At 72.3% G+C, this 16,377-nt stretch carries 17 protein-coding genes; 8 read left to right on the plus strand and 9 right to left on the minus strand.

From position 1 onward, the window contains the following. Nucleotides 1-97: 97 nt before the first annotated feature. A complete protein-coding gene (locus ABT070_RS34335) occupies nucleotides 98-799 on the minus strand; it encodes a response regulator (RefSeq protein ID WP_351766512.1) in 702 nt (233 codons plus the stop codon). Then, the gene (locus tag ABT070_RS34340) at nucleotides 796-2,115 is read right to left on the minus strand and encodes a sensor histidine kinase (protein ID WP_351766513.1); all 1,320 of its coding nucleotides are present in this window, start codon (nucleotides 2,113-2,115) and stop codon (nucleotides 796-798) included. Before ABT070_RS34340 ends, ABT070_RS34335 begins: the two co-directional genes overlap by 4 nt. 336 nt (nucleotides 2,116-2,451) lie before the next feature. Between ABT070_RS34340 and xynA the strand changes: the two genes are divergently transcribed. From xynA to ABT070_RS34375, 7 genes are all read left to right on the plus strand, one after another. After that, nucleotides 2,452-3,429 carry an endo-1,4-beta-xylanase XynA gene (gene xynA, locus ABT070_RS34345; protein ID WP_451102310.1) on the plus strand — a complete coding sequence of 326 codons (978 nt, stop codon included), beginning with the start codon at nucleotides 2,452-2,454 and terminating at the stop codon, nucleotides 3,427-3,429. Between the two features lie 36 nt (nucleotides 3,430-3,465). Further along, a complete protein-coding gene (locus tag ABT070_RS34350; protein ID WP_351766514.1) occupies nucleotides 3,466-4,452 on the plus strand; it encodes a polysaccharide deacetylase family protein in 987 nt (328 codons plus the stop codon). A 331-nt stretch (nucleotides 4,453-4,783) separates the two neighbouring features. Then, nucleotides 4,784-4,987, plus strand: a complete 204-nt coding sequence (locus ABT070_RS34355) for a cold-shock protein (protein WP_020133169.1) — start codon at nucleotides 4,784-4,786, stop codon at nucleotides 4,985-4,987. Nucleotides 4,988-5,225: 238 nt separating this feature from the next. Next, entirely contained in the window at nucleotides 5,226-6,719 is a 1,494-nt protein-coding gene (locus ABT070_RS34360) for a DEAD/DEAH box helicase (protein WP_351766515.1), read from the plus strand. A 54-nt stretch (nucleotides 6,720-6,773) separates the two neighbouring features. Next, nucleotides 6,774-7,061, plus strand: coding sequence for a CBS domain-containing protein (locus tag ABT070_RS34365; RefSeq protein WP_451102307.1), 288 nt, complete (start codon nucleotides 6,774-6,776; stop codon nucleotides 7,059-7,061). A gap of 7 nt (nucleotides 7,062-7,068) precedes the next feature. After that, entirely contained in the window at nucleotides 7,069-7,380 is a 312-nt protein-coding gene (locus tag ABT070_RS34370; RefSeq protein WP_351766516.1) for an SCO5918 family protein, read from the plus strand. 453 nt (nucleotides 7,381-7,833) lie between these two features. Next, nucleotides 7,834-8,196, plus strand: coding sequence for a MerR family transcriptional regulator (locus tag ABT070_RS34375; protein WP_351766517.1), 363 nt, complete (start codon nucleotides 7,834-7,836; stop codon nucleotides 8,194-8,196). 2 nt (nucleotides 8,197-8,198) lie between these two features. Here ABT070_RS34375 and ABT070_RS34380 read toward each other — a convergent pair whose 3' ends face one another. The 7 genes from ABT070_RS34380 to ABT070_RS34410 all read right to left on the minus strand — a co-directional run bounded on the left by ABT070_RS34380 (nucleotide 8,199) and on the right by ABT070_RS34410 (nucleotide 15,510). Then, the gene (locus tag ABT070_RS34380) at nucleotides 8,199-8,549 is read right to left on the minus strand and encodes an SCO4225 family membrane protein (protein ID WP_351766519.1); all 351 of its coding nucleotides are present in this window, start codon (nucleotides 8,547-8,549) and stop codon (nucleotides 8,199-8,201) included. 143 nt (nucleotides 8,550-8,692) lie between these two features. Then, nucleotides 8,693-9,376 (minus strand): response regulator, encoded by a 684-nt coding sequence (locus ABT070_RS34385; protein ID WP_351766521.1) that lies wholly within the window; start codon nucleotides 9,374-9,376, stop codon nucleotides 8,693-8,695. Beyond that, nucleotides 9,373-11,712 (minus strand): sensor histidine kinase, encoded by a 2,340-nt coding sequence (locus ABT070_RS34390; protein ID WP_351766523.1) that lies wholly within the window; start codon nucleotides 11,710-11,712, stop codon nucleotides 9,373-9,375. The genes ABT070_RS34385 and ABT070_RS34390 overlap by 4 nt, the downstream gene beginning before the upstream one ends. Nucleotides 11,713-11,825: 113 nt before the next feature. Further along, nucleotides 11,826-12,923 (minus strand): CU044_5270 family protein, encoded by a 1,098-nt coding sequence (locus ABT070_RS34395; RefSeq protein ID WP_351766525.1) that lies wholly within the window; start codon nucleotides 12,921-12,923, stop codon nucleotides 11,826-11,828. Then, nucleotides 12,920-13,591 carry an RNA polymerase sigma factor gene (locus ABT070_RS34400; protein WP_351766526.1) on the minus strand — a complete coding sequence of 224 codons (672 nt, stop codon included), beginning with the start codon at nucleotides 13,589-13,591 and terminating at the stop codon, nucleotides 12,920-12,922. Before ABT070_RS34400 ends, ABT070_RS34395 begins: the two co-directional genes overlap by 4 nt. A gap of 139 nt (nucleotides 13,592-13,730) precedes the next feature. Beyond that, nucleotides 13,731-14,360 (minus strand): SRPBCC family protein, encoded by a 630-nt coding sequence (locus ABT070_RS34405; RefSeq protein WP_351766527.1) that lies wholly within the window; start codon nucleotides 14,358-14,360, stop codon nucleotides 13,731-13,733. Between the two features lie 118 nt (nucleotides 14,361-14,478). Then, complete coding sequence (locus ABT070_RS34410; protein WP_351766528.1) at nucleotides 14,479-15,510, minus strand: medium chain dehydrogenase/reductase family protein; 1,032 nt, start codon at nucleotides 15,508-15,510, stop codon at nucleotides 14,479-14,481. A gap of 151 nt (nucleotides 15,511-15,661) precedes the next feature. Here ABT070_RS34410 and ABT070_RS34415 point away from each other — a divergent pair, with 151 nt between their 5' ends. After that, complete coding sequence (locus ABT070_RS34415) at nucleotides 15,662-16,321, plus strand: TetR/AcrR family transcriptional regulator (RefSeq protein ID WP_351766530.1); 660 nt, start codon at nucleotides 15,662-15,664, stop codon at nucleotides 16,319-16,321. Nucleotides 16,322-16,377: the final 56 nt, after the last annotated feature.

A 16,377-nucleotide genomic window follows, 5' to 3' on the forward strand; every position in this document is an offset into this window, starting at 1 on the left:
CGCCGCGTCGGCAGGAACGCTACGAGCGCGGGGCCCCGTAGCTCATCGCCCTGTGGTGGACAGTCGCGTGTAGCTCTCCCGGGGGACAACGGCCCCGTCAGTCGGGGACGCCGACCAGGCCCACCCGGTGGGCGAGGACCACCGCCTGCACGCGGTCGCGCAGGTCGAGCTTGGTGAGGATGCGGGACACGTACGTCTTGACCGTCTCGCGGCTGAGGACCAGGCGCTCGGCTATCTCGGCGTTCGACAGCCCCTCGGCGATGAGTCTCAGCACCTCGGTCTCGCGGGGAGCCAGGACCGACAGCGCCTCCGGGAGGGCGGACCCGCGGGCGTCCGGGCGGATCCGGTCGGCGAACCTGCCGACGAGTCGCCGGGTGACGGCCGGCGCCAGCAGGGACTCGCCCGCGGCGATCGTGCGGATCCCCTGCACGAGGTCGCGGGGCGGTGAGTCCTTGAGCAGGAACCCGCTCGCGCCGGCCCGCAGCGCCTCGTACACGTACTCGTCGAGGTTGAAGGTGGTGACGACCAGGATCCTGACCGGGTCGGCGACGCCGGGCCCGGCCAGCAGCCGGGTGGCCTCGATCCCGTCCAGGAGGGGCATCCGGATGTCCATCACCACCACGTCCGGGCGCAGCGCTCGCGCGGCCTCGACCGCCGCGCGGCCGTCGGCGGCCTCTCCCACGACCTCGATGCCGGGGTGCGCGGTGAAGATGGTGACGTAGCCGGTGCGCACGAGTTCCTGGTCCTCGCAGACCAGGACGCGGACGGGCGCCCCGTCGCCGGTGCCGTCGCCGCTCACGCGTGCCTCCCGGTGGGGGCGGGGGTGGGGGCGGGAGCGGGGATGCGGGCGCGGACGCCGAAGCCGCCGTCCGGCAGGGGGCCGGCGTGCAGTTCGCCGCCGAACACGCTCACCCGCTCGCGCAGTCCGTCCAGTCCGTGGCCGCCTCCGCCGCCGAGCGGCCTGGGCGCGGGGACGGTCGGCACCGCGGGCGCCGCTTCGGTGGTCACCTCGACCTCGATCGCGTCGTCGCCGTGGTGGACCCGGACGAGCGTCCCGTGGCCCGGCGCGTGTCGCAGCGCGTTGGTCAGCGCCTCCTGCACCACGCGGTACACGGCCAGCTCCAGGGCCGAGGGCAGCGGCCGTCGCTCTCCCCGCTCCGTGAACTCCACCGGCTGGCCCGCCGCCCGGACCTGCCCGACCAGGCCGCCCAGACCCGCCGGCCCGCCCACCCCCGGCCCCCGCCCCGCCTCGTGAGACGCCTCGTACGACGCCCCGTGCGACGCCTCGCCGGGTGCCGGGTCGCCGGTCCTGCCGTCGGACGCCTTCAGTACGCCGAGCAGATGCTGGAGATCGGTCAGGGCGTGCCGGCCGGAGTCGCTGATCGCACCGAGCCCGACGGCCACCCGGTCCGGCGCGTCGGCGAGCAGGAACTGCGCCGCGTCCGCCTGCACCACCATCGCGGTGACATGGTGGGTCACCACGTCGTGCAACTCCCGGGCGATCCGGGCCCGTTCCCGGGCCGTCGCCATCTCCGCACCGATGCGCCGCCGCTCCTCCTCCGCGGCCCGCCGGGACCGGACCGATCTGCCCAGGGCCCAGCACGCCACGAGTACGAGGTGGATGAGGACGAAGTCGGACACCCCCTGCGGTGAGCCCCTGCCGTGCAGTCCGATCGCGAACAGCGCGAACAGCCCGGTCGCGACGGCCGCCCGCACACCGAGGCGTACGCCGCCCGCGCGCTCGCCGTGGGCGCCCGCGCTGTACAGGGCGACGTACAGGCCCACGCTCGCGAACGTCTTCGGATAGCCCGCCAGTTCATGGATCGCGCACGCTCCCGCGATCAGCGCGAGGCACACTCCGGGCCACCGCCGTCGCAGCACCAGCGGCAGCCACAGGGCCGCCGCCACCAGGAGACCCGGCCCGTCGTACGGACGCTGCGTCAGATCGCCGAACTCCGCGCCGACGGGGGCGGTCACCGGTGCGAACATCACCGGCGCGAGGGCGAAGGTGAGAACTCCGTCCCGCAGCAGCACCCCCCGCGCGCTCCACCGCGTCACGACGGCCCGCGCGCCGTCCACCAGTGATGACAGTGATGACGCCGTCGCCTCGAACACAGGGGCGAGCCTAGCCTCCGCCCGGCCTCCGAAGGCCCCGCTTTCGGCTCCCTCCACGGCACCGCTTCCGGCACCACGTGGAGCCGGAAAGATCGGTGAAGTTCCGAAACATTCGAAGAGTTGTCTCCTAGTCACTTGATCTTGACTTTACCGATCTTGCTCAGGCGAAGAGATGAATTCGAGCCAATACAGCTCCTGAACAGCATGGATGTCGCCACACACGCCCTCGACCCGCTTCGAATGTTTCGAAGTGAAAACCGAAAGTATTGACAGTTGTCGTGCCCCGGCCAACACTGACGCCGTCATCGGCCGTAAGGACGAGGAGGAAGCACGCATATGAAAACCGCACCCGCACAGCGACTCAGGCTGCTCATCAGCGGTGTCTGCACCATGCTGCTGGTCGCCGTGGCCGCGCTCACCCTGCCCGGCACCGCGCACGCCGACACGGTCGTCACCACGAACCAGACCGGCACCGACAACGGCTACTACTACTCGTTCTGGACCGACTCGCAGGGCACGGTCTCCATGAACCTGGGCTCCGGCGGCAAGTACAGCACCTCGTGGAGCAACACCGGGAACTTCGTCGCCGGCAAGGGCTGGAGCAACGGCGGGCGCCGGAGCGTCACCTACTCGGGCACCTTCAACCCGTCCGGCAACGCCTACCTGGCCCTCTACGGATGGACCTCGAACCCGCTCGTGGAGTACTACATCGTCGACAACTGGGGCACCTACCGGCCCACGGGCACGTTCAAGGGAACCGTCACCAGCGACGGCGGCACGTACGACATCTACAAGACGACGCGGACCAACGCCCCCTCCGTCGAGGGCACCCGCACCTTCGACCAGTACTGGAGCGTCCGGCAGTCGAAGAGGACCGGCGGCACCATCACCACCGGAAACCACTTCGACGCCTGGGCCCGCGCCGGAATGCCCCTGGGCAGCTTCAGCTACTACATGATCCTCGCCACCGAGGGATACCAGAGCAGCGGCAACTCCAACATCACGGTGGACGGCACCGGTTCGGGCGGCGGCGGTGGCGGTGGCACCGGCAGCTGCACCGCGACCCTGTCCGCGGGCCAGCAGTGGAGCGACCGCTACAACCTCAACGTCGCGGTCACCGGCTCCAGCAACTGGACGGTGACCATGAACGTCCCCTCCCCGGCGAAGGTCCTGTCCACCTGGAACATCAGCGCCACCTATCCCAGCGCCCAGGTGCTGACCGCCAAACCCAACGGCAGCGGCAACAACTTCGGCGTCACCGTCCAGCCCAACGGCAACTGGACCTGGCCGACGGTCTCCTGCGCCGCGAGCTGACCCCCACACCCCGCCCCAGGCTGGAGGAGCACCCGTATGAGCACCAGACCACATCCGTCCTTACGCGCCCTGGTCACCAGGCTGGTGGTCGTCGCGACGGCCGCCGCGTGCACCCTCACCGTCCAGGCCGCCGCAGCCCCGGCAGAGGCCGCCACGTGCAACGGGTACGTCGGGCTCACCTTCGACGACGGCCCGGGCGGCACCACGACGGCCCTGCTCAACGCCCTCACGCAGAACGGGCTGCGGGCCACGATGTTCAACCAGGGCCAGTACGCCGCCGCCAACCCGTCCCTGGTCCGGGCCCAGGTGAACGCCGGTATGTGGGTCGGCAACCACAGCTACACGCACCCGCATCTGACCCAGCTCGGCCAGTCGCAGATCGACTCGGAGATCTCCCGGACCCAGGCGGCCGTCGCCGGCGCGGGCGGCGGCACCCCGGTGCTGTTCCGCCCGCCGTACGGCGAGACCAACGCGACCGTGAAGGCGGTCGAGGCCAAGTACGGTCTGACCGAGATCATCTGGGACGTCGACTCTCAGGACTGGAACAGCGCGAGCACCGACGCGATCGTGCAGGCCGCAGGCCGGCTCACCAACGGCCAGGTCATCCTCATGCACGACTGGCCCGCCAACACCCTCGCGGCGATCCCGCGCATCGCTCAGGGCCTGGCCGCACGCGGCCTGTGCGCCGGCAGGATCTCCGCGCAGACCGGCCGGGCCGTGGCCCCCGACGACAGCGGCGGCGGTGGCGGCGGCACCGGCAGCTGCACCGCGACCCTGTCCGCGGGCCAGCAGTGGAGCGACCGCTACAACCTCAACGTCACGGTCACCGGGTCGAGCAACTGGACCGTCACGATGAACGTCCCCTCCCCCGAGAAGATCATCGCCACCTGGAACATCAGCGCCGGCTACCCCAGCGCCCAGGTACTCACCGCCAAGCCCAACGGCAGCGGCAACAACTGGGGTGTCACCGTCCAGACCAACGGCTCCTGGACCTGGCCGACGGTCACGTGCAGCGTGACCTGATCCGGCACCCCCGCAACACCGCATCCCCTCAACACCGCGACACCGCACCTGTGGCGCGGCGGCTCCGGCCGCCGCGCCACACCAGGGCCCGGCGGTCCCGGTGGGGCATTATCTGTTGTCGCAGAGTGAGAAATGGACGGGACACGCGATGAGTATTTCTCGGCCGACAGACGGAGCGTAATTATCGGTCACGCACCGTCGATCGCGGCATGCTACTGTCTTTACCAGTTGCAGTTGTGGTCTCCAGAAGGTTTTTCCGACGGGGTGATCATCACGGCGACCGGGATCCGCACAGGGTGGATTCCGACACCGTTCCCGAAGGAGATTCAAAATGGCTGCTGGCACCGTGAAGTGGTTCAACGCGGAAAAGGGCTTCGGCTTCATCGAGCAGGACGGCGGCGGCCCCGACGTCTTCGCCCACTACTCGAACATCGCCGCCCAGGGCTTCCGCGAGCTGCAGGAGGGCCAGAAGGTGACGTTCGACATCGCCCAGGGCCAGAAGGGCCCGACGGCCGAGAACATCGTCCCCGCCTGACACCCACGCAGCGCGGACACAATAATTTCGCAGCTGGGGCCCGCACCTAGGGGTGCGGGCCCCAGCTCGCTGCTTTCCCGCGGATAAACCCCGCGGCGCATTTTTCGCCGTCGACCTGATTCGACGCCGTCGACCCGATTCGACGCCATCGCCTTTGGCCCGTTCTCGCGATTCTCAGCGCCGCACACCTGCCGCGGGAATTCCTTGATACGCGCCCGACGCATCAAGGAAGGTTCGTATGAACCACGCACGCACGCACACCCGCAGGAACGACCGCTTCGCCGATCACCGCTCCCGCCCCGACCGCTCCGGCGCCCCGCGCCGCGGCAACGACGGCGGCGGACGCCGACGGATCTCGCCCCAGGGCGAGTTCGCGTTGCCGAAGACGATCACCCCCGCGCTGCCCGCCGTCGAGTCGTTCGCCGAGCTGGCCATGCCGGAGCGACTGCTCGCCGCGCTGGGCCACGAGGGCGTGGCCATACCGTTCCCGATCCAGGCGGCGACCCTGCCGAACTCGCTCGCGGGCCGTGACGTACTCGGCCGCGGCCGTACCGGCTCGGGCAAGACCCTCGCCTTCGGACTCGCCCTGCTGGCCCGTACGGCAGGCCGGCGTGCCGAACCGCGACAGCCGCTCGCGCTGGTCCTCGTACCCACCCGCGAACTCGCCCAGCAGGTCACCGACGCGCTCTCGCCGTACGCCCGCTCCGTGGGACTGCGACTCGCCACCGTGGTCGGCGGGATGTCGATCGGCAGGCAGGCCGGCGCGCTGCGCAACGGCGCGGAGGTCGTCGTCGCCACGCCGGGCCGGCTCAAGGACCTGATCGACCGGGGCGCCTGCCGGCTGGACGCCGTCGACATCACGGTCCTCGACGAGGCCGACCAGATGGCCGACATGGGCTTCATGCCCCAGGTCACCGCGCTCCTCGACCAGGTGCGGGCCGACGGCCAGCGGATGCTCTTCTCGGCCACCCTGGACCGCAACGTGGACCTGCTGGTCCGCCGCTATCTGGTCGACCCGGTGGTCCACTCCGTCGATCCGGTCGCCGGCGCCGTCACCACGATGGAACACCACGTGCTCCACGTGCACGGCGCGGACAAGCAGCGGGCGACCACCGAGATCGCGGCCCGGGACGGCCGGGTGATCATGTTCCTGGACACCAAGCACGCGGTGGACCAGCTGACCAAGCACCTGCTGCAGAACGGCGTCCGCGCCGCGGCCCTGCACGGCGGGCGGTCCCAGCCGCAGCGCACCCGGACGCTGGCCCAGTTCAAGGACGGTCACGTCACGGTGCTGGTCGCGACCAACGTCGCGGCCCGCGGCATCCACGTCGACAACCTCGACCTGGTCGTCAACGTCGACCCGCCGAGCGACCCCAAGGACTACCTGCACCGCGGCGGCCGTACCGCACGGGCCGGCGAGTCCGGCAGCGTGGTGACCCTGGTGACCCCCGATCAGCGGCGCGGCATGAGCCGGCTGATGGTCTCGGCCGGCATCACCCCGCAGATCACCCAGGTCCGCTCGGGCGAGGAGGAGCTGAGCCGCGTCACGGGCGCCCGGACGCCCTCCGGTGTCCCGGTCGTCATCACCGCGCCGGTCGCGGCCGTCCCGCGTCGCCGCGCGTCGTCGTCCTCGTCCCCTTCGTCTCCGTCCGCCTCGTCCCGGTCGTCCTCGTCCCGGGGCCGTCGCGGGCGGCCGGGCCGGAACCGGCCCGCGGTCAACCCGGCGGCCTGAGGTCCGGCCCGCATCACGCCGCAGAAAGGCTCACCCATTCCGCAGGAGGCACACGTGACATCGGTCCAGACGCATACGGTGCGGACCTCACGGCATCATGACGAGTCCGGGCTGCGGGTCCGTGACGACATGACCGTCGAGGTCGCCCTGTCCGTCATGGCCGGTGCCCGGGTCGACCACCTGCTCCTCTGCGACGCGGACGACCAGTGCACGGGCTCGGTCACCCGGGCCCGGCTGGCCGTTCTGCGCGCCACCGCCACGTACACGGACCGACTCCGCCTGCGGGACGTGCTCGACGCGCCGGTCCGGCCCGCGTCGAGGCCCTGCTCCTTCTCTCTGTGAGGCATCCATGCGCTGTGTCATCGCCCGGTACCCGTTCGACATCACCAAGGACGGCGTCATGGACTCGATGAAGGGCATCACGCCCGAGCCCGTCACGGGTGAGTCCGTGACCATCGGCCGCCGCCGGTACCCCGTCAAGCAGGTCGGGGAGATCATCACCCGCCAGGACCGCCGTGACTTCACCGGTGGCGAGGTCGTCCGGGCCATGGTCCGCCTCGGCTTCACCTGCCACGAGAACCCCGCCGCGCCCGTACAGGACCTGACGCCGCTCCAGAGCGCCTCGGCGCTGCTCGGCGCCCCCGGGGCCTGGGAGGCCTGACCGGCCGAAGAACCGGAAGCACCGAGAAGGGCCCTGCCGACACACGTCGGCGGGGCCCTTTTCGGCGTTGTGCGGGCACGCACGGTATCTGCACCCTCGAAGAACTGAAATCTACTCTTGCCAGAGTAGACATTGCCATGCGGCTTGGGTAACGTTTCTTGCATACGCACGACCAGCCAGTGGTCGGTCCAGAGGAAGGACGGAAAGGCATACGCCATCAGGAGCACCCGGCCCGAGGAAGACTCCGGGTTCGGGTACCGCAAGGCCATGGATGGGAAGGTGGTCCCCGGTCACGCAGCCTCGATCCACGCACCCCCACCCGTACGACGGGCCCGGGTAGCGAAAACGGAAGGTCGGCACAGCAGGACCGCCGGCCGATGGTGTTGAATTTCCCTCGGGGCCCTGGTGCCGTACGGCACCAGGGCCCCTCGACGCGTTGCACAACGAGGTGAGATGACAGCAGATACCCCGCTCGGCGGTCGTCTGGACGACGACGACTATCCCGCGTACACGATGGGCCGGGCAGCAGAGATGCTCGGCGCCACTCCGGGCTTCCTCAGAGCCATCGGCGAGGCCCGGCTGATCACACCCCTGCGCTCGGAGGGCGGACACCGCCGGTACTCCCGCTACCAGCTCCGGATCGCCGCCCGCGCCCGCGAGCTCGTCGACAAGGGCACTCCCATCGAGGCCGCCTGCCGCATCGTCATCCTCGAGGACCAGCTCGAGGAGGCTCAGCGCATCAACGCCGAGTACCGCCGCGCCGCGGACGAGGCCTCGGACGGCTCCGGGTCCGGCGCCGGTTCCGGTTCCGGCTGAACTCAGAGGGTCGGGTCCGGGCGCTCGCCGCGGCGCAGAGCGCGGGCGCACCAGCCGATGACCGTGGCGTTGACCAGCGCGCCGAACACGACGGCGACGACGAACATCGTGACGCCGTCCGGCAGCACGATGAGCACGAAGCTCGCCGGGGCGGTGGCGAGCAGCGGGATGACGCCCGCCATGGACTCGTCCGAGCTGTCGCGGACGGTCACCACGGTCGCCCACACCATCAGGACCGCGCAGAGCGCCAGGTAGACACGGGCGAAGACGTCGCCGAACGCGTGGCCCAGGCCTCGGCGCAGCCGGTGACGAAGACGGCGGGGAAAGGTTCGGCCGGAACCGGTACCGGTCACGGGGTGGACTCCTCGGTTGCGGTGGTCGTCGCGGTGGTCGGGGGCTCAGGGGACTTCGGGGCTTCGGGGCTTCGGGGCTTCGGGGCTTCGGGGCTTCGGGGCTTCGGGGGCTTCGACGTTCCGGACGTTCCGGTGGAGGGCCGTCAGAAGTGGGTGCCCGGCGGGTTCGGACGGGCGAGACCGAGGTCGTACGCGAGGATCGTCGCCTGTACGCGGTCGCGCAGACCCAGCTTGCGCAGCAGCGCGTTCACATGGGACTTGACGGTGCCCACGGTGATCCCGAGCTCCTCGGCGACCTCCGCGTTGTTGAGTCCCGTCGCGATCAGCGTGAGGACGTACCGTTCGCGGGCGGTCAGGCTGTCCAGCTCACCGGAGCCGCCCGCCGTCCGCTGTCCGGGGCCCGCCGCGGACGCGTAGTGGCCGATGAGACGGCTGGTCGCGGAGGGGGCGAGCACGCTCTCACCGGCCGCCACCACCCGGATGCCGTGCAGCAGCTCGGCGGGGTGCACGTCCTTGAGCAGGAATCCGGAGGCGCCGGCGCGCAGCGCGTCGAAGACGTACGCGTCGAGGTCGAAGGTGGTCAGCACCAGCACCCGGGGCGCGTTCTCCCGGCCCGTGATGATCCGGGTGGCGGCGATGCCGTCCAGTTCGGGCATCCGGACGTCCATGACGACCACGTCCGGCGCCAGCTCCTCGGCCAGACGCACCGCGGCGACGCCGTCGGCGGCCTCACCGACGACCGTCAGGTCCTCCTCGGCGTCGATCACGGCGGCGAACCCCGCCCGCACGATGCCCTGGTCGTCGACGACCAGCACGCCGATGCTCATCGCTCCCTCTCCTCGTCGCCCTGCTGCGGAACCGGCGTAAGTGGCAGCCGGAGACCGACCGTGTCCGGCCGGCCGGCGATCAGGGTGCCCCCGAGCGCCGCGACCCGGGCCGCCAGCCGCTCCCGTACGGCGGGGCGGGCGGCGGGCGGCACACCCGTGGCCGTGAGAGTCAACGTAGCGCCGTCCGCGTCGAGTTCGAGCAACGCGGGCTCGTCGCCGCCGGCCGCCAGTACCGTCTCGGCGGCATGGTAGGCGGCCAGGTCGACCGCTGTGGGCAGCCGCTCCGGCACGCGGTCGGTCAACCGTATCTCCACCTCGCGGCCGGTGGCCCGGCACTGGCGGGCGAGCAGATCGAGCGCCTGGAGGGTGGGCTGTGGGTGCAGCTCGGGCCCCGTCGCCCCCTGCCGGACCGTGTCGAGCAGGGCGCGCATCGCGGCCAGGGCCTCGCGGGCGCGTTCGGCGGTCCCGTCGAGCCGGCCCGCCTCCGCCTCCGTGACCATGTCGGCGGTACGCGCCAGCACGGTGGTCTCCAGTCCGGCGGCGATCCGGCGGCGCTCGGCCCACGCGTCCCGGACGGCCTCCTCGGTCCAGGCGGCGAGCCGTTCGTCCCGGGCGCCCCGGGCGGCCCGGGCGCGCCGCCCCCACAGGGTCCCGGCCCGACGGGCCGCGCCGACCGCCAGGGCCGCCCCGGCCGTCGCGCACCCGACCGGCGCCCAGAGGGGGACCGACGTCCCCCGGCCCAGGACGGCGACCACCGCGGCCGCCGCGTGCACGACCACGGCCGGCACCGCGAACCACCGGACCGGGGCCACCCGGCGACGCTTTTCGGCGGCGGACACACCGGGACCGGAGCGGGCCGTGTCCGCCGCGTCCGCCGCGATCGCCGCGCAGGTGGCGAGGATGCTCAGCGCGGGGGGCAGGACGACCGGGCCGGTGTAATCACCCGCGGCCATCGCCACCGGCCAGAGCGGGGTCAGCCCGAGCAGGACGCCCCGGGCGGTGCGGGGCGCCCGGCGCAGCCACAGCAGCGCGACCGCCTGCGCCGCCGCCAGCAGGGCGAAGAGCACACCGGCGGACACCTGCGTGCCGTTCGGGACGGGCCGCGCGTGGATGACCAGAACGGGGAGCAGCGGCTGAAGGACCAGGCCGGCGGCGGCCGTCAGCTGTGCCGCCCGGTAGTTCCGCGGCAGGGGCCGTTCCGCCGCGGCCGCGGTCCGGCCGGGCAGCGCCGCGCGCACCTCCCAGCCGCCGTCCGCCGTCGGGCCGCTGGTCAGCCTGCCGCCCGCCTCCCGGGCCCGGGACCGCAGGAAGCCCTGGCCCCGGCCGCCGCCCAGGTCCGCCCCGTGCGCCGCCGAACCGGCCGGTGGCGCCGCGCTCGTGACCGCGACCTCCGTGCTGCTGTCGCCGTACCGGCACCGCACGGTCGTGTGCGCTCCGGGCGCGTGGCGTGCCACGTTGGTCAGCGCCTCGCGCACGATGCCGTACACCGCGTCCGCGACCAGGCCGTCCGGCAGGGCGTCGATCTCGCAGTCCACCGGCTGGTCCAGCCGGCGGAACCCCGCCACCAGAGCGCGCAACCGTTCCTCCGGCGACGGCAGTTCCTCCCGGGAGGGCGTCGGCGCCCGCACCGCGCCGAGCGCCCGGGTGACCTCGCGCCCGGTCTCGGCCGCGAACTCCAGCGCCTCGTCGGCGAGTTCGGGGCGGCGGTCGCGCAACCCGAGCGCCGCTCCCGCCGTCACCACGACGGCCGTCAGATGATGAGCGCTGACGTCGTGCAACTCCCTTTCCATACGGCGCCGTTCGGCTTCCGGGAGCCGGTGGCGTTCGGCCTCGGCCCGCTTCAGCGTCCGTTCGGCCGCCCGGCGGACGCGTCGGGTCCGCCGCACCAGCAGCCCGGCGCCGCACGCGGCCACGTACAGCAGTGCGGTCAGGACGAGGTCGAGTCCGTCGCGGTCGCTCAGCCCGTGCAGGCTGATGTTCTGGATCAACTGCCAGGCGGCGAGCGCCGTCCCGCACAACACGGCGGTGAAGGTGTCGCGTTCGGCCGCCACGGTGAACAGGGCCGCCGCGACCCCCGCGGTCCCGAGCACCGCCGTCGCCCCGACCGGCAGCGGCCCCGCGCCCAGCGCGCAGGCCGCGGCGACCACGACGAGTGCCGCCACCGGGCGGGTGCGGCGCAGGGCGAGCGCGGCCGTCACCGTGCCGGCCACCAGGGCCGCCACGAACAGGGCGGACGCGGGCGGAACGGCACCGCGCACCAGCTCCGCGCCCGGCCACACGGCGGCCTGGGCGCAGATCAGCAGGACCGGGAGCAGCCGGTCGTCGGTTCGGTTCATGGCCGGTCCAGGCTAGGCCGCGGGTGAGCGGGCCTCCCTCCCGCTGGAGGCGGATTTCGTTCTCTTACCTGGGGTGGAGTGGAGCCCTGCCTGCGGTGGTCAGCCGGCCCGGGTCAGCCGGCCTGGGACGGCGTCTGCTTGATGCCGTCGACGATCGACCGGGTCAGGATGGCGCTGGTGTAGGTGACCGTGCCGGGCTTGATCAGGGCGTCCGTCCCGCTGAGTTGCTTCACCTGGACCGAGCGCTGACCGAGGAAGACGTGGCTCTTCGTGTCGAAGATCCACTCTTCGCGCTGCCCGCTCGTCTCGTCCAGGCGGGCCACCGCCACCCCGTGCCGGCCGACCGCGTCCACCGCGTCGTTCACGACCACGACACCGGGGATCCTCGCGGCGGTCTTGAACAGCGCCGAGTACAGCTCCGCCGGCGGGTAGCTCTCGGTGAGCAGGTCACCGATGGTGGTGAAAGCCTGCTGGTCCGGGGTGTTCCCCTGGCCCTTGGTCTCCTTGTAGATCTTGGCGAGCAGCTCGTCGGGGTCGGTGCTCAGCTTGGTCAGGTAGTCGTACGACGGAGCGCCCAGGTGCGCCTTCGGGGTGTTGCCCTGCTCGTCGGGGAGGCTCAGGGTCTCGCCCTCGGGGCTGTCGTTGACGGCGGGGTCGATCAGCCAGCCCTTGGTGCCGTCCGGGGATTCCCACAGCTGACGGGTGTGCAGCTCGTGACTGGCCAGGGTGGTCCTGTCGCCGACGGTCTTCAGGAAGCTGTCGGCCGACTTGGACTCGATGTAGATGTACTGGCCGGGCTCGACGACCGGGTGGGTCACCTCGGCCGCCGCCAGCGAGATCTGGTCCAGCAGCTGGGGCAGGCCCTTGGTGGTGGCGACGCCGACGGTCGTGGTCAGGGCCGGTCCGGTGGCGACACCGCCGTCCCTGACCCCCTCGCCCCCGGTCGTCGCCACCCCGGCGACGACCACCCCGGCCAGCGCGGCGGCCAGCAGGGGCAACGTGATCGCCGGGCGCGGCAGCCGCAGCCGCCGGGTACCGCCCGGGGCCGCCGCCGCCGTGCGCTCTTCCTGTCGCTCTTCGTGGATCTGGGCCATCAGACGCTCCTTGTGGAACTGGTGACGGCCCGTCGGCAGGTCACGCGCCGTCCGGGCGAAGAGCTGTGCGCTCTCCTGCCCCTCGGCCGGACTCTGCCGGGACGTGTTCGCGTTCATCGGTTTCCTCCCTGCGCGGGCCGGACCACGTTTGCGTGATCGCCTCTTACCTGTCGGCCGGTGCGGCCGCCTTCCCGATTTCCGCGGACTTTCTCAGTCGTCCGGTCGGGCGTCCGGTCGGCAGCCGGGCGGCGGGCCGGTTCGTCCTCGGCGAGCGCGCGCAGTTTCTTGCGGGCCCGGGAGAGGCGGGAGGCGACGGTGCCGACCGGGATGCCCAGGGCTTCGGCCGCGGCCTCGTAGTCCAGGCCCTCCCCCAGGCAGAGCGCCACGACCTCGCGCTCCGGTCTGCGCAGGGTGGCCAGGGCGGTGAGTGCCGTCGCGAGCCGCCGCCGGTCGTCGATCCGGTCGGCGACCTCGTCGGCGTGGTCGGGCACGGACAGTTCGGCCGCCGCGGCGACCCCGGCCGCCGCCCGGTACCGCCGGTTGCTGCGGTGCTGGTTGCGGGCGGTGTTGGTGGCGATGCCCAGCAGCCAGGGCCGCAAGGAGCCGCCCTCGGGGTCGATCCGGTCGCGCAGCCGCCAGGCCTCCATGAAGGTCGCGGCCATCACGTCCTCGGCCGTCGACCAGTCCGCGGTCAGCCGGAAGGCATGGTTGTAGACGGCGCGGGCGTAGTCGTCGAACAACTCCGCGAACGCGCTCGACTCCCCGGCCCGTACCCGGGTACGCATATGAGTGCTCACCTCAATGAGCTGTCCGGCACTCGACGCCGACTTCCCGTGACCTGCGCCACACCCGCCCCTCGCCTCTCTCCGCTCGCCCCACCGGCTCGTGCCGGGTCCCGGCGTAGAGGTTCGCACGGGGCCGCCGTCACCTCCGGCGGTGTTCGGCGGTGGTCTTCAGGTCGTGGAGCCAGGCTTCGAGGCCCGCGCCGAGCGCCGCAGTCGCGGTGGGGACGTCGGCCTCGACCTGGGCGCCGGTCCAGGTCTCCTCGGTGTGGACCCGGACACCGCCCTTGACCTGGGTGAAGGTCCACAGGTGGACGCCCTCGTCGACACGCAGGCCCTGGCCGATCGCGGGTCCGCTCCACAGGACGCAGGCCTCGTGCCGAAGCTGCCGGACGGTGGAGGTGATCTCGAGGGTGGTGGCGGGGGTGCTGGGCGTGGCGGGGGCCGGCGTGGTCCAGCGGAACCCCGAGCCCTTCCTCAGCCGGCCGGCGTCGAGGCGTTCGGCGGTGAGGACGGGCGGCTGCCAGGACGGCCAGCGTTCGACGTCGGTCTGGAGCTTCCAGACGGTGCTCAGCGGCGCCTTGATCACCACGTCGGAGTGGTAGCGGATGCGGGCGGAGGCGTCCACGCCCTGCCCCCGGCACTGGGACGCACGGCTGTGCTGGGCGGCGGCCGGGGCGGGCGCGGCCCGGGCTGCCGGGGTGGTGGTGGCGAGGGTGCCGACGACGGCGAGCGCGAGCGGGAGCGCGAACGTCAGCGTCCTGGTGGTCATGAGGTTTCCCTTGGTCTGCCGGCCCGGTGGACCGGTGGGCGGGGCTGCGAGGAGTGAGGAGCGAGGAGTACGGAGTACGGAGTACGAGTGGGGGGGGGTTCGTACGGGGTGGGGGCGCCTACGGGTGGAGGACGACCTTGCCCGCGACCGTTCCGGACTCGGCCAGGCGGAGGGCGTCGGCGACGTCGGCGAGCGGGAGCCGGGCGGCGATCCGGGGCGTCACGTCACCGCGCTGGAGGGCGGCGAAGAGCTCGGTGAGGTCGGTCCGCAGGCGGGCCCGGAAGCGGTTCTTGGCCAGGGCGCGGCCGGCCCAGACGTTGAAGAAGCAGGCGCGGCGGCGGTTGGGCAGCGCGTTCCACAGCCACAGCCGGCCGAGCAGCTTCAGCACGGGCCACTGCTTGGATCCCTCGTCGTCCCGCGTGGAGGCGGTGCCGTACGAGACGAGCGTGCCGCCGGGGGCGAGGAGGCGCCAGGAGTCGACGATGCCCCGGCCGCCAACGTGGTCGAAGACGGCGTCGACGCCGCCGGGGGCGAGTTCGCGGATCCGCGCGGCCAGGTCGCCGGTGCGGTAGTCGACGGGGGTGACTCCCTGTTGCCGCAGGGCGTCGTGGTGGCGGGGGGACGCCGTGCCGATCACCCGGACGCCGGCGGCGCGGGCCAGCTGGACCAGGACCGAGCCGACGCCACCGTTGGCGCCGTGCACGACGACGGTCCCGCCCGCGCGGATCCGAGCCCTGCGGTGCAGCATCTGCCAGGCGGTGATGCCGTTGACCACCAGGGTCTCCGCCTCCGCCGGGTCGATCCCGGCGGGCACCGGCACCACGTCGGCGGCGTCGACGAGGACATGGCTGGCCCAGCCGCCGACCTTGAGCAGGGCGGCCACCCGGGTGCCGGCCAGGCCGGGCTCGACGCCCTCGCCGGTCGTCAGCACCGTGCCGACCAGGTCGTAGCCGGGGACGAAGGGGAACGGCGGCTGGTCGTAGTAGCGGCCGCGGCGCATCTGCTGCTCGGCGAAGGAGACGCCGGTCGCCTCCATCCGGATCAGTACCTGCCCTGCGCCCGGGGTGGGGACGGCTCCGTGCCGGATCCGCAGCCCTTCCGGCTCGACCTTGCCCGGCAGGACGACCTCGACGAGTCCTTCGGCGTTCATGATGACCTCCAGTGAGCGTTACTTGCGCTTGCGTTCGTTAGAAGTTGTAACGCAGATCGAAAGGAGGTGTCAATAACCTTCGTGATAGCCTCTAACTAAATCTTGAGACTGTAGACATGCGTGCGGGCGAGCGGAGAGGTGGCGGCAGGCCATGGCGGAGACGGGCACGACGACCCCGCGCGAGCGCTATCGCGCCCAGGTGCGAGCGGAGGTCAAGGAGCACGCGTGGGAGCAGATCGCCACGGCGGGAGCGTCCGCGCTCTCCCTCAACGCGATCGCCAAGCAGATGGGGATGAGCGGGCCCGCGCTGTACCGGTACTTCGCCGGCCGCGACGAGCTGATCACCGAGCTCGTCCGGGACGCGTACCGGAGCCTCGCCGACGCCTTCCGCGCCACCTCGGCCGCCGGCACCGGCCTGCCCGGACTGGCGCACACCCTGCGCGACTGGGCCCTGGCCGATCCCCAGCGGTACTTCCTGGTCTACGGCACCCCCGTCCCGGGCTACCACGCGCCCGACGACGTCACCATGATCGCGTCCGAGATCATGACGGCCCTGCTCGACGCCTGCGCCGGCCTGCCCGCCGACGGTCCGGCGACCCCGCTCGCCGCGCACCTCGAAGGCCTCGGCGACCGCTGGACGAACGGCCACCCCGCCCCGCCCGCCGCCCTCCAGCGCGCCCTGACCTGCTGGACCCGCCTGCACGGCGTCCTGTCCCTCGAACTGGCGGGCCACTTCACCGGAATGGGCTTCGACCCCACCCGGCTGTTCACATCCGAACTCGCCGCCCTGACCGGCCCGCCGCCGAACTGACCGGCTCGGTTCGCCGGCCCGCGGAACGAAATACCTTCGCCCTCAAGGGAGTTGGT

The sequence above is a fragment of the Streptomyces sp. NPDC002884 genome, from assembly GCF_040295245.1.
Lineage (GTDB): Bacteria > Actinomycetota > Actinomycetes > Streptomycetales > Streptomycetaceae > Streptomyces.